The organism is Bradyrhizobium canariense (assembly GCF_900105125.1).
GTDB lineage: Bacteria > Pseudomonadota > Alphaproteobacteria > Rhizobiales > Xanthobacteraceae > Bradyrhizobium > Bradyrhizobium canariense_A.
The window spans coordinates 5,843,750-5,869,511 of record NZ_LT629750.1 but is presented as its reverse complement, the minus strand read 5'-3'; the positions used below and the strand labels follow the sequence as shown (position 1 = coordinate 5,869,511).

General features: G+C 61.4%; 20 protein-coding genes and 1 tRNA gene. 16 read left to right on the top strand and 5 right to left on the bottom strand.

Annotated features, from left to right (window positions below):
* Positions 1-211: 211 nt before the first annotated feature.
* Together BLV09_RS27780 and BLV09_RS27775 are read left to right on the top strand one after the other, a co-directional pair.
* Positions 212-1,945 (top strand): ATP-dependent Clp protease adaptor ClpS, encoded by a 1,734-nt coding sequence (locus tag BLV09_RS27780; RefSeq protein ID WP_146689679.1) that lies wholly within the window; start codon positions 212-214, stop codon positions 1,943-1,945.
* Between the two features lie 247 nt (positions 1,946-2,192).
* Positions 2,193-3,497: a PQQ-dependent sugar dehydrogenase gene (locus BLV09_RS27775; protein ID WP_146689678.1), complete on the top strand. Its 1,305-nt coding sequence runs from the start codon at positions 2,193-2,195 to the stop codon at positions 3,495-3,497.
* A gap of 89 nt (positions 3,498-3,586) precedes the next feature.
* Here the strand turns inward: BLV09_RS27775 and BLV09_RS27770 are convergent, their stop codons facing one another.
* Positions 3,587-6,241, bottom strand: a complete 2,655-nt coding sequence (locus tag BLV09_RS27770) for an EAL domain-containing protein (protein WP_146689677.1) — start codon at positions 6,239-6,241, stop codon at positions 3,587-3,589.
* Between the two features lie 594 nt (positions 6,242-6,835).
* Between BLV09_RS27770 and BLV09_RS27765 the strand changes: the two genes are divergently transcribed.
* The 4 genes from BLV09_RS27765 (at position 6,836) to BLV09_RS27750 (ending at position 12,798) form a co-directional block, all read left to right on the top strand.
* Positions 6,836-7,783 (top strand): sensor domain-containing diguanylate cyclase, encoded by a 948-nt coding sequence (locus BLV09_RS27765; RefSeq protein ID WP_146689676.1) that lies wholly within the window; start codon positions 6,836-6,838, stop codon positions 7,781-7,783.
* A 451-nt stretch (positions 7,784-8,234) separates the two neighbouring features.
* Complete coding sequence (locus BLV09_RS27760) at positions 8,235-8,624, top strand: DUF2846 domain-containing protein (RefSeq protein WP_244548833.1); 390 nt, start codon at positions 8,235-8,237, stop codon at positions 8,622-8,624.
* Between the two features lie 435 nt (positions 8,625-9,059).
* Entirely contained in the window at positions 9,060-10,268 is a 1,209-nt protein-coding gene (locus BLV09_RS27755) for an AAA family ATPase (RefSeq protein WP_146689674.1), read from the top strand.
* Complete coding sequence (locus BLV09_RS27750; protein ID WP_146689673.1) at positions 10,258-12,798, top strand: S8 family peptidase; 2,541 nt, start codon at positions 10,258-10,260, stop codon at positions 12,796-12,798. Before BLV09_RS27755 ends, BLV09_RS27750 begins: the two co-directional genes overlap by 11 nt.
* A gap of 82 nt (positions 12,799-12,880) precedes the next feature.
* Here BLV09_RS27750 and BLV09_RS27745 read toward each other — a convergent pair.
* Both BLV09_RS27745 and BLV09_RS27740 read right to left on the bottom strand, forming a co-directional pair.
* A tRNA-Arg gene (locus BLV09_RS27745) sits at positions 12,881-12,957 on the bottom strand.
* A 180-nt stretch (positions 12,958-13,137) separates the two neighbouring features.
* On the bottom strand, positions 13,138-14,613 hold the full coding sequence (locus BLV09_RS27740; protein ID WP_244548832.1) for an ATP-binding protein: 1,476 nt from the start codon (positions 14,611-14,613) through the stop codon (positions 13,138-13,140).
* A 595-nt stretch (positions 14,614-15,208) separates the two neighbouring features.
* Between BLV09_RS27740 and rpmH the strand changes: the two genes are divergently transcribed.
* From rpmH to dapE, 10 genes are all read left to right on the top strand, one after another.
* Entirely contained in the window at positions 15,209-15,343 is a 135-nt protein-coding gene (gene rpmH / locus BLV09_RS27735; RefSeq protein ID WP_006609582.1) for a 50S ribosomal protein L34, read from the top strand.
* 24 nt (positions 15,344-15,367) lie between these two features.
* Positions 15,368-15,730, top strand: coding sequence for a ribonuclease P protein component (gene rnpA, locus BLV09_RS27730; protein WP_100385400.1), 363 nt, complete (start codon positions 15,368-15,370; stop codon positions 15,728-15,730).
* Between the two features lie 18 nt (positions 15,731-15,748).
* Entirely contained in the window at positions 15,749-17,605 is a 1,857-nt protein-coding gene (gene yidC / locus BLV09_RS27725; protein ID WP_146689672.1) for a membrane protein insertase YidC, read from the top strand.
* A gap of 207 nt (positions 17,606-17,812) precedes the next feature.
* On the top strand, positions 17,813-18,463 hold the full coding sequence (yihA, locus tag BLV09_RS27720; RefSeq protein ID WP_146689671.1) for a ribosome biogenesis GTP-binding protein YihA/YsxC: 651 nt from the start codon (positions 17,813-17,815) through the stop codon (positions 18,461-18,463).
* 1 nt (position 18,464) lies between these two features.
* Positions 18,465-18,842, top strand: a complete 378-nt coding sequence (locus tag BLV09_RS27715; RefSeq protein ID WP_100385397.1) for a DUF423 domain-containing protein — start codon at positions 18,465-18,467, stop codon at positions 18,840-18,842.
* Between the two features lie 80 nt (positions 18,843-18,922).
* Entirely contained in the window at positions 18,923-19,816 is an 894-nt protein-coding gene (gene argB, locus BLV09_RS27710; RefSeq protein ID WP_100385396.1) for an acetylglutamate kinase, read from the top strand.
* A complete protein-coding gene (locus BLV09_RS27705) occupies positions 19,816-20,835 on the top strand; it encodes a DUF1036 domain-containing protein (RefSeq protein ID WP_146689670.1) in 1,020 nt (339 codons plus the stop codon). Before argB ends, BLV09_RS27705 begins: the two co-directional genes overlap by 1 nt.
* Before the next feature lie 143 nt (positions 20,836-20,978).
* Positions 20,979-21,668 carry a pyrimidine 5'-nucleotidase gene (locus tag BLV09_RS27700; RefSeq protein ID WP_146689669.1) on the top strand — a complete coding sequence of 230 codons (690 nt, stop codon included), beginning with the start codon at positions 20,979-20,981 and terminating at the stop codon, positions 21,666-21,668.
* A gap of 230 nt (positions 21,669-21,898) precedes the next feature.
* Positions 21,899-22,744: a 2,3,4,5-tetrahydropyridine-2,6-dicarboxylate N-succinyltransferase gene (dapD, locus tag BLV09_RS27690; protein ID WP_146689668.1), complete on the top strand. Its 846-nt coding sequence runs from the start codon at positions 21,899-21,901 to the stop codon at positions 22,742-22,744.
* Positions 22,745-22,832: 88 nt separating this feature from the next.
* Complete coding sequence (gene dapE / locus BLV09_RS27685) at positions 22,833-23,987, top strand: succinyl-diaminopimelate desuccinylase (RefSeq protein WP_146689667.1); 1,155 nt, start codon at positions 22,833-22,835, stop codon at positions 23,985-23,987.
* An 84-nt stretch (positions 23,988-24,071) separates the two neighbouring features.
* Here dapE and truA read toward each other — a convergent pair whose 3' ends face one another.
* Both truA and fmt read right to left on the bottom strand, forming a co-directional pair.
* The gene (truA, locus tag BLV09_RS27680) at positions 24,072-24,809 is read right to left on the bottom strand and encodes a tRNA pseudouridine(38-40) synthase TruA (RefSeq protein ID WP_146689666.1); all 738 of its coding nucleotides are present in this window, start codon (positions 24,807-24,809) and stop codon (positions 24,072-24,074) included.
* Positions 24,809-25,741 (bottom strand): methionyl-tRNA formyltransferase, encoded by a 933-nt coding sequence (fmt, locus tag BLV09_RS27675; RefSeq protein ID WP_146689665.1) that lies wholly within the window; start codon positions 25,739-25,741, stop codon positions 24,809-24,811. Before fmt ends, truA begins: the two co-directional genes overlap by 1 nt.
* Between the last annotated feature and the right edge of the window lie 21 nt (positions 25,742-25,762).

The following is a 25,762-nucleotide window of genomic DNA, read 5'->3' as shown; positions in this document are numbered from 1 at the left end:
GGACGAATGGTTTACGCATAACAACGGGATGAATGGCGCACCACTCAGAACAAAACTGCAAACTCATATCCAGCGGATGCCGGTAAGCGCTCCGCCGTGTGGCCGGCCTTCCCAGCCCCACACGCTGGGGTTGCTTTTGTTCTCGTTTCGTTCTAGCCTCAATCTCACGACCCAAAGCGACACGCAGAAATCCCAAGCGGGGCACCATCCGATGCACGATGTTCACGCCGAGACCGGCCACTGCCAGATCATCTTCCACAACGACGATGACACGCCGGAGGAATTCGTCGCTGCGCTTCTGCATTCGGTGTTCAAGAAGTCGGTGGTCGAGGCGATCAAATTTACCGAAACAATTGACGCCAAGGGGAAAGCGATCTGCGGGATCTACCCGCAAGACGTTGCCCGGGAGCTGCTGGAGGCTGCTCGACAGCGCATCCTCGCTTCAGGTCATTCGCTCCTGATCACGAGCGAAGCGGTTGCGAAAAACGGACATTGCAAAGTCTGCGGAGCGCTTTGCAGCGCGAACCGGCTTTCCCTGAACGGCATGGCGATGCTTATTTGCGATGACTGTATGTATGAGGTCACGCGGAAGCTGCCCGAACTCACCCGCAACAAGCAATTCGACTATGCCTTTGAAGCGTTGGCCTGGCATTTCGCCGGCATTCCTCGGGATCAGCTGACCGCGACCTCGCGACAATTTCCGGGGCATATGCGCGCGGACGTTCAAGTCGCCGTCGACAGACTGTTCTCCGCATCCTCGATCCGGTTTTTTGGCATCCACGAGCCGCACCGCTACGAGACATTGACCCTCGCGGGACTGACCAGAGACGACCGGAATGCTCCCGCTATTGCGCCGGCGCAGTATCACAAGGTGGATATCGGCGAGAGCGCGCCGGTGAAATGTCTGCATAATGGCTTGTGGCTCTGCCAGACCGACGGCCTGCGCTACGCCGTCGTCCTCTCCTCGCATCGTGAGTATGGCTACGAAGCCGGGACCCGCATCGAGATCGCTGTCCCTGCCGGCGCCGATGGCGCTGAGTTCGTGCAACGCTGTTTCTCCGAGTTGGAGAGCGCCGTCAACGCAGCGCGTTCCTATCGTGGCAAGATCCTGTCGCTCGATACTGACTCGGATTATCGGGGACGCTCGAAGGGCGTCACGGTCCACAAATTGCCATCGGTTCAGCGCGAGGACGTGATCCTGCCTGACGCCACACTGAAGCTGCTCGACCGCAACGTGTTGAGCTTTGTAGGCAGCCGCGCAAAACTGCGCGCCCTCGGGCAATCGACCCGCAAGGGCATCCTGCTTTACGGTCCGCCCGGGACCGGCAAGACCCATACCATCCGCTATCTGGCGAGCAACCTGCCCGGCCACACCACCCTGATCATTACGGCAGCGCAGGTCACATTGCTTGCCCAGTACATGAATCTCGCCCGCCTGCTGCAGCCAGCGATGGTCGTGATCGAGGATGTCGATCTCATCGCGCGCGATCGCAACCAGATGGGGCCTTGCGAGGAATCGCTGCTCAACGGGCTTCTCAACCAGATGGACGGGCTGAAGGAGGATGCGGATATCCTGTTCATCCTCACCACCAACCGGCCGGAGCAGCTTGAGAGCGCCTTGGCCAGTCGCCCCGGCCGCATCGACCAGGCGATCGAAGTGCCGCTTCCGAACGATATCGGCCGCAAGAAGCTCGTCCAACTCTATGGCACGGGTCTGCCGCTCGGCGACGCTGTCGTGGACGAGGCAGCGCAGCGGACGAAGGGCGTCAGCGCCGCGTTCATCAAAGAGCTGATGCGGCGCATCGCGCAGGCAAGCATCGCCCGCGATGGTGGCACAACCGTCGAACCCAGCGATATCAGCGAAGCATTGGACGATATGCTGTTCGCGGGTGGCGCGCTCAACGTCAAGCTGCTCGGCGGAGCGCAACAAATGATCGATGGATGACGGTATTCCCGCCGTGACAGCCGTTTGAAAACAAACCGGCCAGCGAGGCAGGCAAGAATTTAGGGAAGAAGCGCTCTGGCAATAGAGCGCCACGGCAATCTCCTCTGCTGCTGCCGCCAAGGCAGGATAACTGCCGGCAGCTGCGTTGCCGGCGCCATGGGAGCTGCTGGTGAGCTCGTATGTCGGCGATGAGGTTTTAACGCGGCCTGGCGTCGGATAGGGTGCGCGCGATGAACAGGGGGATTACATGAGTTTGTCCGGCATTTTTGCGCGAATCGTCGCGATCATCGGCGCTGCCGCGCTGCTGTGGCGTCGGCTGCAGGGCGCAGCGCCCGAGCCAGCCTGGGGCAGCGCTCCGGTGGTCCCAGTGGCAAAGCCGCAGGGCAGCATCCCGACGCTCAAGATGCCGACGGCCAGGGGCTGGCCCGACGGGCAGATGCCGGTGGCGGCGCGGGGGCTCAAGGTCAATGCGTTTGCGACCGGCCTGAAACATCCGCGCTGGATCCACGTGCTGCCCAATGGCGACGTCCTCGTGGCCGAGTCGAACCAGGTCCAGGGGCCGACCAGGAGCGTGTTCAGTTACGCGATGCAGGCGACGATGAGGCGCGCCGCCGCTCTTGGCGTCAGCGCGAACCGCATCACGTTGTTGCGCGACACCGATGGCGACGGCATCGCCGAAAAGCGCCAAGCTTTCATGGAGGGACTGAACCAGCCGTTCGGCATGGCGCTGCTGGGCGACACGTTCTATGTCGGCAACACCGACGGCGTCGTGGCCTTCCCATATGCGCCGGGCGCGGACCGCATCACCGCGCCAGGGCGGAAACTCGTTAGCTTCAAGCCCGGCGGGCATTGGACGCGGAGCCTGCTGCCGAGCCCCGATGGCAAAAAGCTTTATGCCGGGGTCGGCTCGCTCAGCAATATCGCCGACGACGGCATGGCCGTCGAGCAAGGCCGCGCCGCGATCTACGAACTCGATCTGGCTGAAGGCTCGAGCCGCATCTTTGCCGGCGGTTTGCGCAATCCGGTGGGCCTGGCATGGGAGCCATCGACCGGCGTGCTCTGGACCGTGGTCAACGAGCGCGACGGCCTGGGCGATGAGACACCTCCCGACTATCTGACCTCGGTCCGCGACGGCGGCTTCTACGGCTGGCCCTATTGTTACTGGGGGCAGACGGTCGACGACCGGGTGCCGCAGGATCCGGCCATGGTCGCAAAGGCCATTACGCCGGATTACGCGCTGGGCGGGCACACCGCGTCGCTGGGTCTATGCTGGATGCCGGCCGGCACGCTTCCCGGCTTTCCGGACGGCATGGCGATCGGGCAGCACGGCTCCTGGAACCGCAGCACGCTGAGCGGCTACAAGCTCATCTTCGTGCCGTTCGAGAACGGGCGCCCGTCCGGGCCGCCGCGGGATATTCTGACCGGGTTCCTCGCACCGGACGAGAAGGAGTCCTACGGGCGACCGGTCGGGGTAGCGCTCGGCCCCGACGGCTCCCTCCTGATGGCAGACGATGTCGGCGATGTGATCTGGCGCGTCACAGGCGACCGGTAGGGCCGAGCGAGCCCGTGACAGCTTATGTCGGAGAAACGTAACGTCAGCCTTCCGAGCCCATCCCCGCGACAATACAGGACCGGACGGCGCTACTGGCTAGGCTTGCCGGCGGAGACGCGCGCGAGCGTCTTTTCTGGCAGCTGGGCCGCTGACAGGGCCCGGCCGACCTCCCTCAGCAGGGTGTACGCTTGCGCGGCGCAATGCTGGATCAGCCATCGCTCGAAATCCGCGGGCGCCAAGGCCGGGGCGTACAGGAATCCCTGGACGACGTCGCATCCGAGCTCCGCCAGCAGCGAGCGCTGGCCTTCGGTTTCGACACCTTCGGCCACCACGCTCATCTTCAGGCTCTGGCCGACGCGGACCACTGCGGTGGTGATCGCCCGCGCGCCGGCGTCGACCTCGATGTTATTCATGAAGCTGCGGTCGATCTTGAGCTCGCGAATCGGCAATTGCGCAAGCCGGCTCAGGCTCGAATATCCCGTGCCGAAATCGTCCAGCGACAGTCCGACGCCGAGTTTCCGGATCGCATCCATGGTCCGGACAGCGGCCGAATTCTCGTCCAGGATCACCCCCTCGGTGATCTCGAGCATCAGCGTCTCGGGCGGCAGGCAATTCTCTCGGATCACGCCGGCCACCACCGCCGCGAGATTCGCGTTGTGGAAGTTGAGCGGCGACAGATTCACCGACACGCAGGGCACGTCCAGCCCCGCATTGCGCCAGAGCGCGATCTGCCGGCATGCCTCGCGCATCGACCAGACGCCGATCTGTTCGATCAGCCCGCATTCTTCCGCAAGCGGAATAAACTTCGACGGCAGAACCTCGCCCAGCACCGGATCGTGCCAGCGAGCCAGCGCCTCGACGCCGTACAGGGCGCCTCCGTCGGTTCTGATCTGGGGCTGGTAGTGCAGCTTCAGATGGCCTTGCGCGACGGCGCTGCGCAGCGCCGTGACGTGAACCAGCCGCTGCTCGGCCGCCACGTTCATATCGATGCTGAACACGCGGTGGGTGGACCGGCCGGCCTGCTTGGCCTTGTACATCGCGGCGTCGGCATGCTTCATCAGCGAGTCGATATCCGTCGCATTGTCCGGATAGACGCTGATCCCCATGCTGGCCGAGACCGGCACCGTGCGGCCGCCGAGACGCATCGGGATCGCCAGCACGTCAGTGATACGACGCGCGATCGTCGTGGCGCCCTCGGCGTCACAGTTCGACAGCATCAGGATGAATTCGTCGCCGCCCAATCGGCTGAGCACGTCCCCCGGCCGGGTCTGGCCCAGCAGACGCTGGCTGACGCCGACCAGCAATTCGTCGCCGACCGAATGTCCGAGGGTGTCGTTCACATCCTTGAAATGATCCAGATCGATGAAGATCAAAGCGATGTGCTCGTCGACCGGACAATCCTGGATCGCCTGCTCGGTCAGCTGGCGCAGATGCGCGCGGTTGGGTAATCCGGTCAGCATGTCGTGGTAGGCAAGGCGCGCAATCTGGCTGCGGGATTCCTCCCGCTCGATAGCCAGCGCGCCCAGATGAACGCAGGCGTCGACGATCTTCTGATGCCAGCGATTGGGCGCACGCGGCTCCCTGAAATAGAACGCGAAGGTTCCAATCACGCGACCGTCCTTCGCCTTGATCGGCGAAGACCAGCAGGCCTGCAGGCCGGCTGCGAGCGGTACATCCTTGTAGAGCTGCCACCGCGGATCGGTGGCGATGTCCTGCGCCAGAACGGGGAACCCGAGGGCCGCGGCTGCTCCGCAGGAGCCGACGTCCGGACCGATCGCAATGCCGTCGAGCGCCTGGCAATAGCCGGCGGGAAGATTCGGGCCGGCAAGAGGATGGATCAAGCCGTCCGCATCGACCTGCAGCACCGACGACACGACGTCGGGCGCGATGATCTCCACCCTGCGACAGAGCATGTCGAAGACGTCGCGGATCGGCGTCTCAAGGGCGAGCGCCTCGAGCACGTGGCGCTGCAGCGACTGCAACAGTTTGCCCTCGGTAATATCGGTGAGCAGCATCACGAGGTTTTTGAGCTCGCCCTGCCCATCGCTGACTGCGCTGATCGCGGCCGATATCCAGACCTCGTTGCCGCTCTTCGTGTAGGCCAGGATCTCCTCTTCCACATCATTGCCAAGCTCGATCTGGCGGCGCAGCCGCTCCAGCGTCGCCTGATCGGTGTATCGGCCGGCGAGCAGCTCGCTTGGCAACTGTCCTATCGACTCCGATGCGGAGTAACCGAACATCCGGAAGAACGCGTCGTTGGCATACGCGATCCGCCGTTCACGGTCGGTCACGAGGACCATGCGCGTGGTTCTGGAGGCGACCAATGCATGCAGCGCGAGCGCTTCCCGCTGCCGCACCTCTACGCTGACGTCGCGAACGAACCCCATGTAGATGATTTCGTCGTCGATCGCGACGCGCGACATCGATAGCGCGCCCCAAATCTCGCTGCCGTCCTTGCGAGTGATCTTGACTTCACGGCTTGTCCCGACGATGCGATCGATGCCGGTCGCGCGGTTCGCCTCGATGTATCCGTTATGATGCGCCTGGATGTGCACCGGCACGAGACAGCTGACATTGCGGCGGAGCACTTCGTGGCGAGGATATCCCCACAGCCGCTCCGCGGCCGCATTGAAGTGGGTGATATTGTTGTCGCCGTCGATGATGACAACAGCATCGATCGCCTGCTCAAGCGCCGCCAGAAGAAATTCCGATGTCTCCTCGGAATTGTGACTATCGGCATGCATCGTAATTATCGGTATGCATCGATCGGCTGGCAAACATCCTCGCAAACAGCGAATCAGGGTTATTGGCCCGCGGGGAAAGACGACAAAGTGTTAGCGAGCGTGATGTGGAATCGGTGACTGAACCGTTTCACGATCGTGAACGGCACAATTAAATATAAATATACAAGGTCCTTAAAATTCCAATAAAGAACCGCATTCCTCGATCGGCCAGCACCAATTCGCCGCCGGTAATATTTTTTCGGAGGCTCGAGGGCAGGATGGCGAGCTGCATTGGAAGCATGAATTCGCAGCACAGACCCTGAGGGAGACAGTAGCCGGTAAAGTAGGGCCTTACGGTTGCAATCGGCATAACGCAATCTGCTCCGTTTCCATGAAAACAGAGCATGTTCTAGATCCAGAGCCGCGCGAACGAACCTTGCGGACTACACGGACGAGTGGGGCGGCGCGGCGGCTCAAGCGCCGGTCGAGGAAGGCGCCCGTCCTCGATATCTGCGGCCTACCTGCTGGCTGCTGGAGGAAGTACAGAATTCGTTAACGCGGCCGCCCTAGTCCTTAGAGACAAAGGCAAAGTCCCGAAATGCCGCTGGATCATCGATGAGAGATGAAGCAGACCCTGCTGGCGCGCCTCTGCGGGCCGAGGTTCGCGTACGCCTATACGATCAGGCCTTGGATCTCGCTCGCATCGGCGCATGGGAATGTGAGCTCGAGACGGAGCGCCTGACCTGGACTCCGGGCGTCTATGACCTCTTCGGCTATCCGATGGGCAACCCGCTGCGGCGCGCGAGCATCGTCGATCTCTATGTCGACGAGTCGCGGCGCAACATGGAACTCGCTCGTGCAGAGGTGATCCGGAGCGGCCGCGCGGTAACGCTCGATACCGAGATCAGAACTTGGCGCGGCGAAAGGCGCTGGATGCGCCTCTCGATCAACACGGTGGGAGAGGGCGGACGGCCGGTGCGGATCTTCGGCTCCAAACAGGACATCACCTCCGACCGACAAGCAATGGAGAGCCTGCGACGGCAGGCTGAAACCGATCCACTCACCGGGCTCGCCAATCGCTCCGTTTTCCAGGCCCGTTATCGCGAGGTCGTCGGCGACAGCCTGAATCATGGCTTCGCGTCTGCACTCGTCCTGATCGACCTAGATCGTTTCAAGGACCTCAACGATACGTTCGGCCATCCGGCGGGAGACGCATGCCTGTGCGAGGTCGCGCGGCGTCTGCGGCGGGCCTTCGACAATGCCGGCCTAGTCGTCCGGCTCGGCGGCGACGAATTCGCGATCATCCTGCGCGCTCCGACAAACCCTGCCCGAATCGCACATGTGCTGCAGCAGACCGTCGTGATGTTGAGCCAACCGCTTTTCTGGAACGGTCTTCGCTTCGAGGTCGGTGCCTCGATCGGAGCTGCTCTCGTCGGCCGCCCGCATCGCCGGCGGATCACCGAATTGTTCGCGGAAGCCGACATCGCGCTCTATGATGCGAAGGCTGCCGGCCGCAACAAGGTCCATCTGTTCGGCGACGAGGGGCATAGCCGGGCGGCTTAGAGCAGGTTGCGGAGAACGCTGGAACAACGCTCTTTCCGCCTGACTTGCATAGCGATCCTTGTGCCGCAGAGCGAAAAACGAGCGCGCGGGCAGATCAATCTTGACGCGGTGAAGCGTTCCCGCAGTCAATGACTGCACCACGACCCAGATTCGAAATCGCAGTGGCGCAGTCACCGGATTCGACAGCAGCGCGTACGGCTAACTCTCCAGCCCTGCCTACGGCCGACGTGCGACCAGCGTCGCAAAAATTGTGTCAGTGCGCGGTCGCCGTAACCTCACTTCAGTTCATGCTTTCCCCAGGCAATTCCGGTCGAGGTTGACTCCGCGCACGACCTGACGTTGATAACGCCCGGGCAATTTGGGAATATTGGGGGCGACGATGCGCGGCCATCTGGGAATCTTCGTTGCGGCTGCGTGTCTCGCAGGGTGCGCATCGGGTCCTACTGGAAACATGACTCTGACAGACAGCGTCAGACCAGGTGCCACGCGGCTGGTGATCTACCGTGCTTCCACCTTCGGATTTGCGGTCCAGCCAAACTATGTCGTCGACGGACGGGTGATCGCGGGCAGCCAACCCGCTGGGTTCGTGGTGTGCGATCTGCCTCCAGGTCCCCATGAGGTTGCCGTCTCCAACATGCCGTTGAGCACCAATCTGTTCGGACACGGGAGCGAGAAGATTAGCGTCGATCTGCGTGCCGGCAGCACCGCCTATCTCTCAGCCGACCCACAGCTGGGAATCATGACGCCCGGCCAGATAACGCTCATCCAGGTGACGGAAAACCAGGGCCGCGCCGACGTCGCCAACCTGCATCAGACCAACGGCGCGTGCGGCAAAGCCTGATCCGCATCGGTTCGCCGTCAAGCGGCCTGTGGGCCGCCACCAGTGGGGCAACTGATCGCCGGTCCCTTGCAGGTGGCCGCAGCGCGAGTGCGGCAGAGGTGACCTTTGCGCTTCTGGATTTGAAATGGCGCGTCATTCGGAATAAAACTACGAACTCTTATGTGATTGAAATTATTATATAATCTTATTTGTTCTGGACGCGCCCGCTCAAGGTCCAACCTCTTGCCCTTCGGGACAACTGCGAGCGGCGATGCGCCAAGGGGGCTACCGCAGGCGTCGCCCAGACTAGATTAAAGCTACTGAACACCGATTCAAGCGGCCATAAGACCGATTCAAAAACATATTATTCAGATATATCCGGCAAATTCTATTGTAAATCCTGATTCTATCCGATATGAATCACCAGAATACCGGTAGAACTTCAGGAATCCCCTTATGGAACATTTTTCCGTAATACAGAGCATCATCCGCGCAGGTTTGGCCGGTGACCGGGCTGCGCTGGATAAGCAGGTCGTAAGATTGCGGGAAAGGATGGAAAAAGCGGGACAAATCAAGGAGGCGGAGACGATTGATCGGCTTCGGGCGTCCGTCAGCGAGGCCTACGATATGGCCCCAAGCCGTATCGAGATTTCGCGGACGCTAATCTCTGGAGAGAGATTAACGCCAGACGTGAACCCACCGATCGACCGCGAAACGGGAGCTCGGCTGTGCACACTAGATTTTCCGAATAGTGACGACCAGCAACCAATCTATGGAGACATAGTCTACGAGACCATCGAAGGTCTACTTCAAGAATGGACTAACGCCGAGGCGCTTAGGTCCGTAGGGGTTGAGCCGACGCGCTCGCTCCTGATCTACGGCCCCCCTGGTTCAGGTAAGACAGTGACCGCTCATCATATATCTCAACGTCTCGGTCTACCTCTGGTCACGGCGCGTATTGATGGTTTAATTTCATCATTTCTTGGCACCACGGCGAGAAATATCGCCAATCTATTCGACTTCGCTAACCGTTACGCATGCGTGCTATTGCTCGACGAATTTGACGCGCTCGCGAAGCTGCGGGACGATCCGCAAGAGATCGGTGAGATCAAGCGGGTGGTGAACACGCTGCTGCAAAATCTCGACCACCGATGCAAATACGGCGTAACGATAGCAATAACCAATCACGACAGGCTTCTTGATCCTGCCGTTTGGCGACGTTTCGAGACGCACGTCCATATCGGCGAACCAGAGCTTAAGAGTCGCGAACAGCTAATCTCTCGTTTTCTTCAGCCAATCAAAGCTGAAGAGCCAACCTTGCGTATAGTCTCTTATTGTTTAACCGGCAGGTCCGGCGCGGACATTGAGCGCATTTGCTTGTCCGTAAAGCGAACGCTGGCGTTAAGCCGCGATGCGCATGACGGCCCCGGCGTCTTCCATGCTTTGAGTACGGTACTGGCTCGTTCGCACTATCACGACCACACACCGGCGCGGATACTCGCGACGGATCAAGAGGCCTTTATCAGTCTAATCGCCAATGATCCCGATTTTCCGATGAAGCAGACGGATATTGGCGAGGCCACTGGATACGGTCAATCAAGGGTAAGCGACCTGAAAAAGGCGAAGCGCCATCTTGCCTTGATGGAGGCAGCTCATGCCCAATAATCCTGTACAGATCATTCTCAACGATAGGGATTTTCATCAAGCCCCAGAACCAGGTCAGCCACCTCGTAACAAGGACTTCTTTGATGGGGCTGATCGAGCGTTTGCTGCCCACAAGCAGTCCTTGCTGGCCGCAATAGACGCCATCACCGGCGAGATTCGCCAGAGTCCCTATGGCCCAGCCGCTTATCTGAAGGTGCAGATGCGAAGCGAAGCGCTCGCAAAATCCTATCGGCCCGTTGGATGGCTGTTCAAACGCGACCAATTCCCCTGTGTCGGAGCAGACGCGGTCGGCACCCTCTATTTTCGTGCTCCCTTGATTTATCTCACCGTTCTCCGACAACGTGTAGAACAGGCAGAGATTACCGTGGAAACGAAATATCGGCGGGTCGACAACGAGCCTTACAAAGCGCCAACGGTCGCCCGCGCAGAAGTCGGCGCTATTGAATCGATCGAAATTGCTTCGCCAGAACAAAAACGCACATTCTCCACCGCCGCCGCGATGGCCGCTCTCGCGGATCCCCGCTCGGTTTCAGGCTATCAGATCGAACTCTTCGAGACACCGGGTGACCGGGTAATCGCCGATGACCCCATTGGCCGGAACACTTTGCGAAGAACGTTGGAGAGTCTGCTTCTTTCGCTCGGGAGAGGCGCACGAAGCTATGTGGCGTCAGAGATCGGTCGTACGCCGGTACTCGAATTGCAGCTCACACGGGGTGATCAGGAGGCATTGGTCGATGACCGATCTGGTATCGCGCACGGCGACGGAGTTCCGCTGACGGGGCCGTCGCAAATCGACCTAACCCCGGAGCGACATGAGGCTGCATTGAGCGCTTTGCAACGACATCCCTTAGTGCGGGCTATTCTTCCGCCAATTTTGTTGCAGTTAACCGATGAAGCGTCGGCAAAAAGCGGGGGGAAGAAGGGAGCAGAAGCCGGAGCTAAGGTGCTTACCGTTCCCAAACCTGAAGCTGGAGCGATATATCCAATCGTCGGCGTCATAGATTCGGGCGTGGCCCCCGTGCTCGAAGATTGGGTGGTTGACCGCTTCGACTATCTCGGGCCGAACGAGTACGACTCCGCCCATGGCACTGGCGTGGCCGGCCTTATCGCAGTGGCGCAGCTCGCAAACGATCCGGCTGTTACGCCGGAAGTGAATGGCTGCCGGATCTATGACGCTCCACTTTATCCGAAGGGCGCATTCCTCGCAAAATATCCCAAAGGATTCTCAGATTTTCTTGAAGAGCTCGAACAAGCGGTGGCGGAAGCGAAAGAGACACACGGTGTCCGGATATTTAACCTCTCGATTAACGCGGTCTCGGATGTTGAGCGGCACCGTTATAGTATATACGCCTCACGGCTCGATCAGATCGCCGATACTTATGGCGTCGTCTTCGTCAACTCGGCCGGCAACCTTCCCAAGGCTCAGTCGCGCGCACCGTGGCCGAAGCGCCCGATCGATGTCGTGAATTATTTTGCGAACCGCACTTCGCCCGACACGATCTACAAGCCGGCAGAAAGTGTACGTTCAGTTTCTGTCGGCGCTCTAAATCCTCCGAAGACAGGCCAAGTCGATAGCGCGCCAACGATATATACAACACGTGGACCAGGCTTGCAGGTGGGTGTGAAGCCAGACGTTGCGGCTTATGGCGGTGCAGGCGTTGCAATACAGGGCGCTTCTACGGGACTTGCTTCCATCGCGCCCGATGGAACGAAGCAGGATGTCGTCGGAACGAGTTATGCTGCCCCACTTGTCGCGCGCGCCCTAGCCGGGCTGGATGCAGCGACAGAAGGCGGCCTTAGCACTGAAGCACTTCGCTCCATGTTGCTTCACCACGCGACAATGCCGGCTCCGCTAATGAAACGCGGGCTTAAGGAACTCGGACGCCAGTTTGCAGGCTTCGGACAACCTGGAAACGTCGCTGATATGCTTCAAACAGGCGATCACCAGATCACACTTCTTTTTCAGAGCCGGCTCAGCATCGGCGAGCGAAAGCCGGTCATCCTTCGATTTCCGTTTACCTGGCCCCAGAGCCTCGTCGACGCAGGAAAGTGCTCGGGGCGTGCCCGGATCACGCTCGTTTATTCGCCGCCACTTGATCCGGCGTTTGGAGCGGAGTTCGTACGGGTCAATCTTGAAGCGTCGCTTAAGCAACGCCAGCTCGAGCCGGCGAAAGATGGAAGTGTTCGTTACACAAATCAGATCGCCGCCCGCTACCTGCCGAATTCGGCGCAACTCGCTGTGCCGGAGAAAGCCCTGATTGACCACGGGTTGAAATGGTGGCCCGCAAAACAATATGAATCCAACTTCCTTGAAAACGGATCATCGCCGCTTTGGCGCCTCGAGGTAACGAGCCTTGTTCGCGCGGAAGCGCAGTTTCCAGCCGAAGGCGTCCCCTTCGCGGTTCTGTTGACTCTGGAGGACCCTGAGGGTCTTAAGCCAGTGTTCCAGCAATTTAGACAGGAGCTTCAGACGAGTAGGGCCAATGCGCAAGATGTGCGTACGGCGGTCCGTCTGCGCCCGCGTAGATAATCTGAAAAGCCGGATCACGCCGCATTAGGCGACATTTGCGAAACAAGTCGAGTTCGCAGTTTTATTCTGAATGGTGGCAAAATGGCGCGCCCGAAGAGATTCGAACTCCTGACCCCCAGATTCGTAGTCTGGTGCTCTATCCAGCTGAGCTACGGGCGCGTTTTTCGCTAAGCATTTCAGGGCCACGCCTGCCGATGCCGCATGCAATCGGGAATAAAGGTCGCGAAAGCGCGCCATAGCTACCGGCTCCGGGCGGGATTGGCAAGGTCCGGTGGACTGCGATTTTGCAGTCGATCTGGGCTGAAGACGGCGGGAAGAGGCGCAAAACCCGGATATGGTTTATGCCCGTGCCCGCTCGTTGCGCACGCTGAGCAGTTCCACCGGCCGGTCCGGGATCGCGATCCGGAAGGTCGCCCCGATGGTGCCTTCGACCAGATGGATATCGCCGCCATGGGCGCGGACCAGTTCGGCGGCGATCGCAAGCCCCAGGCCGCTGCCGCCGGGCCGCCCCGAGGTCTGGAATGCCTCGAACAGATGGTCGCGGGCTTTCGCCGGCACGCCGGGGCCGGTGTCGGAAACCTCGACGATCGCAACGGTGCCTTCGCGGCGCCCGGTAACGCGGATCTGCTGGCTTGCCGCGTCGCTGTTGGGACGGCCTTCGAGGGCCTGTGCGGCGTTGCGCACCAGATTAAGCAGCACGCGAAACAGATGATCGGGATCGGCGTCGATGCTCAGCCCGCGCTCGATCGCGCTGATCCAGGTGATCGACGTATCCGACGCAAGGCCGGCGGACTCGCGCACCTCCATGACGACCGGCTCGATCAGGATCATCCGGCGATCGGGCGCCGCCTCCTGCACACGGCCATAGGACAGGGTCGACTGGCAGAAGGCGATGGCGCGTTCCAGCGAGCGCATCAGTTTCGGCGCGAATCGCTGCACCCTGGGATCGGGCACGCTGGCGAGCTGGTCCGACAGCAATTGCGACGATGCCAGCAGATTGCGCAAATCGTGGTTGATCTTCGATACCGCGAGACCAAGGGCCGCGAGCCGGCTCTTTTGATGCAGCATCGACACCAGATCGCGCTGCATGTCGGACAATTCGCGCTCGACGACGCCGATCTCGTCGCCGCGCTGGCTGGGGACGATGATCCGCGCCGAGCTTTCAGGGTTCTCATGGAAGCCGACGAGGTTCGCGGTCAGATGCCGCATCGGCCGCACGAACAGAAAATGCAGGGCGATATAGACCAGCCCGGCCGTGAGCATCGCGATTCCCAGCGAGACCAGCAGCAGATTGCGGGAAAACCGGTACATCGACGCGCGCAATGGCGCCTCATCGACGATGGTCTCGATGAACTGCGCGCCGCCAGGCGCCGGGCCGACCACGCGTATCGCCTGATTACCGGTTTCCAGCATGGTCTCGAAGGAATCGACGATCGCCGACCAAGCCGTCATCGTCCGCATGTCGACGTCGTGGTCGATTGATGCAGGCAAATCGGCGCTGGCGAGCAGCCGCCGCTGCTGCCCCATCTTGATCGCAACCGCATGGGCGCCGATGCTGCTGAGGATTTGCCGTGCCAGCGAATCCGGAACCATGCCTGAGGGCGCGGCGTCCAGCACCAGCGCCGCGGTGTTCGCCGCCGCCAGCCGGTCGTTCAGCCGGTTCATCCGGAAGTTGGCGATCGCGGGCACATAGATCAGCAGCCCCGCGATCATCACCAGCGGAATAGTCAGAAGCAGCAGCTTGCCGGATAGGCCCAGCCGGCGCTGCGGCTGAGGCCGCGGCTCCAAAGCCGGCTGTTCTTCGGTCACTGACACGGTATCGGTCTCTGACACAGTATCTGCCTTCGCTGACGAGAGCCTTTCGGTTCGGCTTGAACCAGATCCGAGGCTCTGTTCTTTCGCTTTAGCGCGTTTTCTTTAAGCGAACTGGATCGATTTCGCTCAAAAACGCTAGAACCCTTGGAAAATGCGACCTGGGTCGGAATCGGTCAAATTACGGTTCGATAATGTCCGCCGGTTCCATATTTCCCCAACTCACTGGGGCACGACGGCCGGTCTATACGAAAGACACCGCGATCACCGATATATTCGATCGAATGTGACGTTTCAAAGGACCATTGGGCGCTCCGGGGATCCCGATTCAGCGTCACTGGATCCGGACCGATCGTCTTATCTTTTTGTTCGGGCACGATCTTTTCCGAAAACCGGTTTCCACTTTGCGGGATCATACCCCCTAACCGGCTAGATTGACGAAAACGGACTGCTCCCTTATAAGCCGCGCCAACTGTCCGCGATGGCCCGGTTTGAGCCGGGACGGCTCATTGGGCCGGAAAAGGTTCCCTTTGGGCCTGCCAGCATCGGCGGACTTATCTCATTAACAGGCTAATTGCCGGCCAGCGGAGAACGACCCGTGAAGCGGACTTATCAACCCAGCAAACTGGTGCGCAAGCGCCGTCACGGCTTCCGCGCTCGTCTCGCCACGACCGGCGGCCGCAAGGTCCTCGCCGCGCGCCGCGCGCGGGGCCGCAAGCGTTTGAGCGCCTGAGCCGGGCTTCCCGGGGAACTCATTATGGATCGGCTAAGGCAGCGGGCGGACTTCCTCGCCGTTGCCAGTGGCGCACGGATCAATAGCGCTGCTTTTGTCGTGCAAAGCCGCCGTCGCGAGGATGGCGGTCCGGTCCGGGTCGGCTTCACCGTTACCAAGAAAAACGGTACTGCTACCGAGCGCAATCGTATCCGGCGCAGGCTTCGCGAATTGGTGAAGCGGCTGGATGTCATAGCCATGCGACCCCACAGTGATTATGTGCTAGTCGGCCGCCGTGCCGCCCTGACTGGCGACTTCGCGACCATGCTCGACGATCTCCGCTCGGCGCTCCATCGCCTCGATCGGCAGCCCCAGAAAACGCGCGATGCAAGCCGCAGCCAGCCCTGAATGACGAGACCTTAAACGATGATCGACAACCGCAATACCATCCTCGCCGTCATTCTCTCCGGTCTGGTCCTGATCGGCTGGCAATACTTCTTCAATCTGCCCCAGATGGAAAAGCGCCGCGCCGCCGAGCAGGCGCAGAGCGAATTGGCGAAGACCGCGCAGCAGACCGACACCGCGACCACCCCGCAGGGCGGTGCGGCGCCCGCGCCGGCGGCCAACACGCCTGGGGCCGCGCAGCCGGCCGCCAATGGCCCGATCGTCGACCGCGAGACCGCCATTGCGTCGGCGCCCCGCATCAAGATCGATACCCCGCGTCTGACCGGCAGCATTTCGCTGAAGGGCGCACGCATCGACGATCTGTCGCTGGTGCAGTTCCGCGAGACCGTCGATCCGGCCTCGCCTGCCATCGTGCTGTTCTCGCCTTCGGGCACCGCCAGTCCTTATTATGCTGAATTCGGCTGGGTTGCCGGCGCCGGTTCCACGGTGAAGGTTCCCGACCAGAGCACGCCGTGGCAGCAGGAGGGCTCGAACAGCCTTTCGCCGAGCAGCCCGGTGACGCTGAAATACGACAATGGCGACGGCCTCACCTTCCACCGCATCATTTCGATCGACGATCGTTACCTCTTCACCATCAAGGACGAGGTCACCAATGTCGGCAATGCGCCGGTCACGCTGTATCCGTTCGCACTGATCTCGCGGCACGGCACCCCGAAGGTCGCGGGCTACTACATCCTGCATGAAGGCCTGATCGGTTATCTCGGCGATCAGGGCCTGCAGGAATATAGCTACAAGAAAATCGACGACGCCAAGTCGGTCAACTTCAAGGTCACCAATGGCTGGCTCGGCATCACCGACAAATACTGGGCGTCAGCGCTGCTGCCGGACACCGACGCGCAGTTGAATGCGCGGTTTTCATCCAACCTCGTCGGCACGGTGCGGACCTATCAGACCGACTATCTGAAAGATCCGCAAACCATTGCGATCGGCGGCACCGGCAGCGCCAATGCGCGGCTGTTCGCCGGCGCCAAGGAAGCCAGCGTCGTCGGCATCAATTTTCCGATCGGCGGCTTCGGCGGCTACAACAAGGAGCTCAACCTGAACCATTTCGATCTGCTGATCGACTGGGGCTGGTTCTACTTCATCACCAAGCCGATGTTCCTGGCGCTGGACTTCTTCTACCACCTGGTCGGCAATTTCGGCATCGCCATCCTGCTGGTCACGGTGCTGGTGAAGCTGCTGTTCTTCCCGCTTGCCAACAAATCCTATGCGTCGATGGCGAAGATGAAATCGGTGCAGCCGCAACTGGCCGCACTGAAAGAACGCTATCCCGACGACAAGGTGAAGCAGCAGCAGGAGATGATGGAAATCTACAAGAAGGAGAAGATCAACCCGATCGCCGGTTGTCTTCCCGTCGCGTTGCAGATTCCGGTGTTCTTCTCGCTCTACAAGGTGCTGTTCGTCACCATCGAAATGCGGCACGCGCCGTTCTTCGGCTGGATCAAGGATTTGTCGTCGCCGGATCCGACCAACCTGTTCACGCTGTTCGGGCTATTTCACTACGATCCGACCCAGTTGCCGCTGTTCGGACACTACCTCGCGCTTGGCGTCTGGCCGATGATCATGGGCGTCACGATGTGGTTCCAGATGAAGCTCAATCCGACGCCGCCGGATCCGACCCAGCAGATGATCTTCACCTGGATGCCGCTGATCTTCACCTTCATGCTGGCCGGCTTCCCCGCGGGTCTGGTGATCTACTGGGCCTGGAATAACACCCTGTCGGTGCTGCAACAGAGCGTCATCATGCGCCGCAACGGGGTGAAGGTTGAATTGTTCGACAATCTCAAGGCCACCTTCGCTTCGAAAAAGGCGACGTAACAGCCGGGAAAGCCCAGCGTTGTCTTTGCGAACCGACGGGTCGCGCGCATGATCCGATGCCGTCATTCCGGGGCGATGCAAAGCATCGAACCCGGAATCTCGAGATTCCGGGTCTGGTCCTTCGGACCATCCCGGAATGACCAAATCTGGATTGCTTGGTCGCTTCGCACCTCGCAATGACGAGGATGACAAATTGAGAGCCTTCGCATGACCGCGGATATCGATGCGAAGCTGATCGAGCAGGGCCGCAAGCTCTTCGCCGGCGACTGGCAATTCTTCTGGGCCTCGCCCTCGATTGAGTCCCTGCCGCCGATGGCCGGCATGGAAGTCGCCTTCGCCGGCCGCTCCAATGTCGGCAAATCCAGCCTGATCAATGCGCTGACCGGCCGCAACGGGCTGGCGCGCACATCGCACACGCCGGGCCGCACCCAGGAATTGATCTTCTTCGAAGGTCCCGAGAACGCCGGCTTCCGGCTGGTCGATATGCCCGGCTATGGTTACGCCTCGGCGCCGAAGGCCAAGGTCGCGTCCTGGACCGCGCTGATCCACAAGTTCCTGCAGGGCCGCAGCAGTCTGGCGCGGGTCTATGTGCTGATCGATGCCAGGCACGGCCTCAAGGACGTCGATCTCGACGTGCTGAAGACGCTCGACAAATCAGCCGTCAGCTATCAGCTCGTGCTCACCAAGGCCGATCAGGTGAAGCGCACCGAACTGGACGCGAACATCGCTGCCACCGCGACCGCGCTTGCGAAACATCCCGCCGCCTTCCCGGAAGTCCTGGTGACATCGTCGCGTACCGGCGCCGGAATGCCGGAACTGCGTGCCGCCATGATGCGGCTGCTCGGCGAGCGAAGTTGATATGCCATCCTCTTTGTTCCGCATTCTGATCATACTGGCCGCCATCATGGGCGCCGACGGCGTCATTCTGGCGGCGGGAGCCGCGCATCTGCCTGACGCAACCCGGCTGGCGTCGGCATCATCGATGCTGCTGTTTCATGCGCTCGCCACACTCGCGGTCGTGGCGCTGACCGAGCGCGGCATCCTTCACGCCAGGATCGGCATCGCGGCGGCGTTCGGCTTTGTCGTTGCCGCAGCGCTATTCGCCGGCGACCTGACGCTGCGGCAATATGCCGGCCACAGCCTGTTTCCGATGGCCGCGCCGACAGGCGGAACACTTCTGATCGTAAGCTGGCTGGTGCTTGCGGTGGCGGCGGCATGGCCGGCCCGCCGCCCTTGAATCATTTAAGGGCATGCTTTGCGCCGTGGCCGCCAATCGGATAGAACCCGCTTTATCCTCCTGACCACGAGACCTCCTTCATGACCGCGCCATCCATCAGTCCGCTCGATCAGGCCCGCATCCTGTCCGAGGCACTGCCGCATATGCAGCAGTATGACGAGGAAACCATCGTCATCAAATATGGCGGTCATGCCATGGGCGCCGAGGATCTCGCGAAGGCGTTCGCGCGCGACATCGTGCTGCTCGAGCAGACCGCCATCAATCCGGTGGTGGTGCATGGTGGCGGGCCGCAGATCGCGACCATGCTGAAGCGGCTCGGCATTCAATCGGAATTCGCCGCAGGCTTGCGCATCACTGACGCTGCGACCATCGAGATTGTCGAGATGGTGCTGGCGGGTTCGATCAACAAGCAACTGGTCGGCTACATCAACGAGGCCGGTGGCAAGGCGGTCGGCCTGTGCGGCAAGGACGGCAACATGGTGACCGCGTCGAAGGCGACGCGCACCATGGTCGATCCGGATTCGCATATCGAAAGGGTGGTCGATCTCGGCTTTGTCGGCGAGCCCGAGAAGGTGGACCTGACGCTGCTCAACCAGATCATCGGCTATGAGCTGATCCCGGTATTGGCGCCGCTGGCGACCTCGAAGGATGGGCAGACCTTCAACGTCAACGCCGACACCTTTGCCGGCGCAGTCGCCGGCGCGCTGAAGGCCAAGCGGCTGCTGCTGCTGACCGACGTTCCCGGCGTGCTCGACAAGTCGAAGACGCTCATCCCGGAATTGTCGGTGAAGGATGCGCGCAAGCTGATCGCCGACGGCACGATTTCAGGCGGCATGATTCCGAAGGTCGAAACCTGCATCTATGCGCTCGAACAGGGCGTGCAGGGCGTGGTCATTATCGACGGCAAGACGCCGCATGCCGTTTTGCTCGAACTGTTCACCAATCAGGGAACCGGCACGCTAATCCATAAGTGATGACGCAAGCGACAGCGCAGACAAGAGCCTTCGTCACCGGATTTATTCCGGCCATAGCGCTGCTTGCGACTGTCGCGCCGGCCCACGCGGATTTGAAAATCTGCAATCGCATGAGCTACGTGGTCGAGGCCGCGATCGGCATCGACGACAAGGCCGCGACCGCGACACGGGGATGGTTTCGCATCGATCCCGCAATGTGCCGCGTGGTGCTTCAGGGTCCGCTGACCGCGGATCGTATCCTGCTCAACGCCCGCGCGCTCGGTGTCTACGGCTCCTCTCCAATTCCGCAGAACGGCAGCGACACGCTGTGCATCGCGCCCAATGACTTCGTCATCGCCGCAGCGCGTCAGTGCCGCCAGGGCCAGACTGCCGCACCCTTTACCCAGATCACGCCGACGCAGGCCGACGACGGCAATCAGGTGGCCTATCTTGCCGAGGACAGCGAATATGACGACGAACAGGCAAGACTCGCCGGCATCCAGCGCCTGCTCGTCATCGCAGGTTATGACGCAGCGCCAATCGACGGCGTCGATGGCCCGAAAACGCAGGCGGCGCTGGCGGCGTTCCTGAAAAGCCGCGGACTTTCGCCCGAAATCGTGCAGTCGCCGAATTTCTTCGCGACCATGATCGATGCGGTGCAGGCCCCCTCCTCCACCGGATTGACGTGGTGCAACGACACCCCGCACAAGGTGATGGCCGCCGTCGGTACCGATGACGGCAAGACCGTTACCAGCCGCGGTTGGTACGGCATCGATCCCGGCAAATGCCTGCATCCTGATGTCACCGGTCAGCCCCGGCAGATTTTCAGTTTCGCCGAAGCCGTCGATGCCGATAACCGCACCATCAGACTCAAGGACAAGCCGCTGAACTGGGGCGGTGCGACTCAACTCTGCACCCGTGAAAGCAAGTTCGAGATCAACGAACAGGGCGATTGCGGCACCCGCGGCCTCGCCGCGACCGGCTTTGCCGCTGTCGATATGAGCGGCGGCGGCAAGACGCTGCGCTTTGCGATGCCGTGATGACCTGCAGATTTCAGACGAACCTCTTTTTTCGTAATCACCCGCGAAAACGGGCGATCGAGTATTCAGCAACCTTTGTCGATTCCTTCGGGCACCGCGGCGTACTGGATGCCCGCCTGCGCGGGCATGACAGCGAGTAGAGCATGACAAAAATACCTCGCCCCTTTACCCACATCGACACATGGGTGTTCGATCTCGACAACACGCTGTACCCGCATCATGTCAATCTGTGGCAGCAGGTCGATGCCAGGATCGGCGAGTTCGTCGGCAGCTATCTCCACGTCTCGGCGGAAGAAGCGCGCCGGATCCAGAAGGATTATTACCGCCGCTATGGCACGACCATGCGCGGCATGATGACCGAACATGGCGTGCGCGCCGACGATTTCCTCGCCTATGTGCACCAGATCGATCATTCGCCGCTGCAGCCGAACCCGGCGATGGGGGCGGCGATCGCAAAGCTGCCCGGACGCAAGCTGATCCTGACCAACGGCTCGACCGATCACGCCGACGCGGTCCTGGCGCGGCTCGGCATCGGGTCGCATTTCGAGGCGGTGTTCGACATCATCGCCGCCGAACTGGAGCCAAAGCCGGCGCCGCAGACCTACCAGAAGTTTCTCGGGCTTCACGGCGTCGATCCGCAGAAGTCGGCAATGTTCGAGGATCTGGCACGCAACCTCGTCGTGCCGCATCAACTCGGCATGACGACGGTGCTGGTAGTGCCCGATGGCATCAAGGAAGTGGTGCGGGAAGACTGGGAGCTGGAAGGCCGGGATGCGGCCCATGTCGATTACGTCACCGACGATTTGACGGGATTTTTGCAGAGGCTGGTTTAGCACAGGCGCATGCCCCTTCCCGCCGTCATGCCCCGCGAAAGCGGGGCATCCAGTATGCCGGGACCTTCGAAATAGTCCTTTTGCGTCACGGAATACTGGATCACCCGCTTTCGCGGGTGACGACAACCCAACCAGACGACGGCAGGGTGAGCCTTGACTCTCCCCGCTCAAATCCCGAAAAAGCCCGTCAACTTGCCGTCATAGTCATTCCATTTCCCAAGGAAATCTCGATGTCGCTCGCCTCGCTGGAATCCACCGTCAACGCCGCATTCGATGCCCGCGACGGCATCTCCACCGCGACCAAGGGCGAGGTCCGCGACGCCGTGGATCATGCGCTCGAGCTGCTCGATAACGGCGAGGCGCGCGTCGCCGAACGCGAGGCCAGCGGCAAGTGGAAAGTCCATCAATGGCTGAAGAAGGCGGTGCTGCTGTCGTTCCGCCTCAACGACATGAGCGCCATTCCCGGCGGCCCCGGCAAGGCCTCCTGGTGGGACAAGGTGCCGTCGAAATTCGACGGATGGGGCGAGAACCGGTTTCGCGACGCCGGATTTCGCGCGGTTCCCGGCGCCATCGTCCGCCGCTCGGCCTTCATCGCCAAGAACGTCGTGCTGATGCCGTCTTTCGTCAATCTCGGCGCCTATGTCGATGAAAGCACCATGATCGACACCTGGTCGACGGTCGGCTCCTGCGCGCAGATCGGCAAGCGCGTGCATATTTCCGGCGGCGTCGGCATCGGCGGCGTGCTGGAGCCGCTGCAGGCCGAGCCCGTGATCGTCGAGGATGATTGCTTCATCGGCGCGCGCTCGGAAGTCGCCGAAGGCGTGATCGTGCGTAAAGGCGCGGTGCTGTCGATGGGCGTGTTCCTTGGCGCCTCCACCAAGATCGTCGACCGCGACACCGGCGAAATTTTTGTGGGCGAGGTCCCGGAATATGCCGTGGTGGTGCCCGGCACCTTGCCGCCCCGGCCGCTGAAGAACGGCCAGCCCGGACCGGCCACCGCCTGCGCGGTCATCGTCAAACGCGTTGACGAGCGCACCCGCGCCAAGACCAGTATCAACGAATTGCTGCGGGACTAGCACCTTACTCGGGCCGGCCTTGTGAAGCGCGCAGGATTCCGGCACCCGGTGCTGGCCCATGCCCGGCATCGCATGTTAAGCGAAAGAAATGACCGACGCTCTCACCATTGCCCGCGATCTCGTCCGCTGCCCGTCCGTCACACCGGCTGATGCCGGTGCGCTGGGTGTTCTCGAAAGCATCCTGAAATCCGCAGGCTTCGAGATCCATCGCGTCACCTTCAGCGAGCCTGGCGCGGCCGATATCGACAACCTCTATGCCCGGATCGGCACCGGCGCGCCGCATATCACCTTTGCCGGTCATACCGACGTGGTGCCCGCGAGTGACGAGACCGCGTGGACGCATGGTGCGTTCTCGGGCGACGTGAAGGATGGTTTTCTCTATGGGCGGGGCGCCGTCGACATGAAAGGCGGCATTGCCTGCAGCGTCGCCGCCGCGCTCGCCTATCTCGCTGATATCGGCGGCAAGCCAAAGGGCTCGATCTCCTTCCTCATCACCGGCGACGAGGAAGATGTCGCCGTCAACGGCACGATCAAGCTGCTGCAATGGGTCGCGGCGCGCGGCGAGAAATTCGACCATTGCGTGCTGGGCGAGCCCAGCAACGTTGAAGCGCTCGGCGACTGCATCAAGATCGGCCGCCGCGGCTCGCAATCCGGCACGCTTTACGTCGACGGCGTCCAGGGCCACGTCGCCTATCCGCACCGTGCCTCAAACCCGGTGCCGGATATTTCGGCGCTGATCGTGGCGCTCAGCAACGAACCGCTCGATCACGGCAGCGACCAATTCCAGGCCTCCAACCTCGAATTCACTTCTGTCGATGTCGGCAACCCCGCGAGCAATGTGATTCCGGGACAGGCGCGCGCGAAATTCAATATTCGCTTCAACGATCACCACACGCAGGAGACACTGAAGGCTCTGGTGGAAGCGCGCGTCGCTAACGCTGCCGGCAACCGCATCCGCGCGCGGATCGTCTGGGAGCCGTCGAACGCCAACGTGTTCGTGACAAAACCTGGCGCCTTCACCGATCTCGCGGTCGCGGCGATCGAGGAGGTCACCGGCCGCAAGCCGGAACTGAGCACCAGCGGCGGCACCTCGGATGCGCGCTTTATCGCCAGCTATTGCCCGGTGATCGAGTTCGGCCTGGTTGGCCAAACCATGCACCAGATCGACGAGCGCACGCCGGTCTCCGATCTGGAGAAATTGACCAAAATCTATCGCGGCGTGCTGGATCGTTATTTTGGGTGAGGTATGACCCTCGTCGTCATGGCCGGATTAAACAACAAGCCCGGCCATGACGACGATAATGCCTAGGGCGTTACCGCGAGCCGTCTAATAATCCACCCGCACCAGATATAATCCGTCCGGCGGCGCGACCGGGCCGCAGGCGGAGCGGCTTCGTGCGGCCAATGCGGCGGCAAGATCGTCGGCGCTCCAGCGGCGCTCGCCGACCCAGACCAGCGAACCCACCATCGAGCGCACCTGGCTGTGCAGGAACGAGCGCGCCGAGGTTACGATGTTGACGGCGTCGCCGTCCCTGACGACATCGAGTTGATCGAGCGTCTTCTCCGGCGATTTCGCCTGGCACTCGGTGTCGCGAAAGGTCGTAAAATCGTGCTTGCCGACCAGCCGCTGCGCGGCGTCATGCATCGCATCGCTGTCGAGCGGCCGCGGCAACCGCCAGACATGGCCGATCTCAAGCGCGAGATTGGCGCGGCGATTGGCGATGCGATAAAGATAATGCCGCTTCTTCGCAGAAAACCGCGCTTCGAATGTATCGGGCACGACTTCCGCACTGAGCACGCCGATCGGATGCGGCCGCAGATGCGCGTTCAGGCCGTCGCGCAACCGGCCCGGCACAAAATGTTTCGCAATGTCGCAATGCGCGACCTGTGCCAGCGCGTGGACGCCGGCGTCGGTGCGCCCCGCGCCGTGAACGCGAACAGGCTCACCGCAGATCGCCTTGACCGCGGTTTCCAGCGCTCCTTGCACGGTCGCGCCGTTGTCCTGAATCTGCCAGCCGCTATACGGCCCGCCGTCATATTCGATGATCAGTTTGTAACGGGGCATCAGGTCAGCCGCGCCGGCGGCTTTAGCGGCGTACCGCGCAAAAACTCCCCCGCCTTCATCGGCTGCTTGCCGGCGCGCTGCAATTCGAGGACCCGGATCGCGCCTTGCGCACAGGCCACGGTGAGATGCTCGTCCAACAGCTCGCCCGGCGCGCCGGAACGATCGATCATCTGGCAACGCAGGATCTTCACCCGCACTTGCTCGCCTTCGCTTGGCATCTCGCACCACGCGCCGGGAAATGGCGACAGGCCGTGAATATGACGCAGCACCGCATGCGCCGGCCTATTCCAGTCGATTCGCGCCTCGGCCTTGTCGATCTTGGCGGCGTAGGTCACGCCCGTTTCGCTTTGTTTGCTCAGTTGCAGCTTGCCGCGCTCCAGTGCGCCCATCGCACGCACCATCAAGTCGCCACCGAGCGGCGCCAATGCATTATGCAGATCAAGCGCCGTCATCGCATCCGTGATCGCCAGCCGCTCGGCCATCGCCACGTCGCCGGTATCGAGGCCGACGTCCATTTTCATCACCATGACGCCGGTCTCGGCATCGCCAGCCATAATGGCGCGATTAATCGGCGCCGCGCCACGCCAGCGCGGCAGCAACGACGCGTGCAGATTGAAACAACCAAGTGGCGGCGCATCGAGAATGGGCTGCGGCAGGATCATGCCATAGGCAACAACCACGGCGGCGTCCGCCTCATGCGCCCGAAACTCCTCAAGCGCTTCCGGGGTTTTCAGCGTAGACGGCGTTACTACGGGGACACCGAGCCGCCGCGCTTCCTGTTCGACGGGGCTCAGTTGCAGTTTCATGCCGCGGCCGGCGGGCTTCGCGGCACGGGTGTAGACAGCTGCGATCTCATGGCCGTGGGCCGCGAGTTCCAGCAGCGTCGGCACCGCGAATTCAGGCGTGCCCATGAAGATCAGGCGGAGAGGCATGAATCATATTCCTTGAGAGAC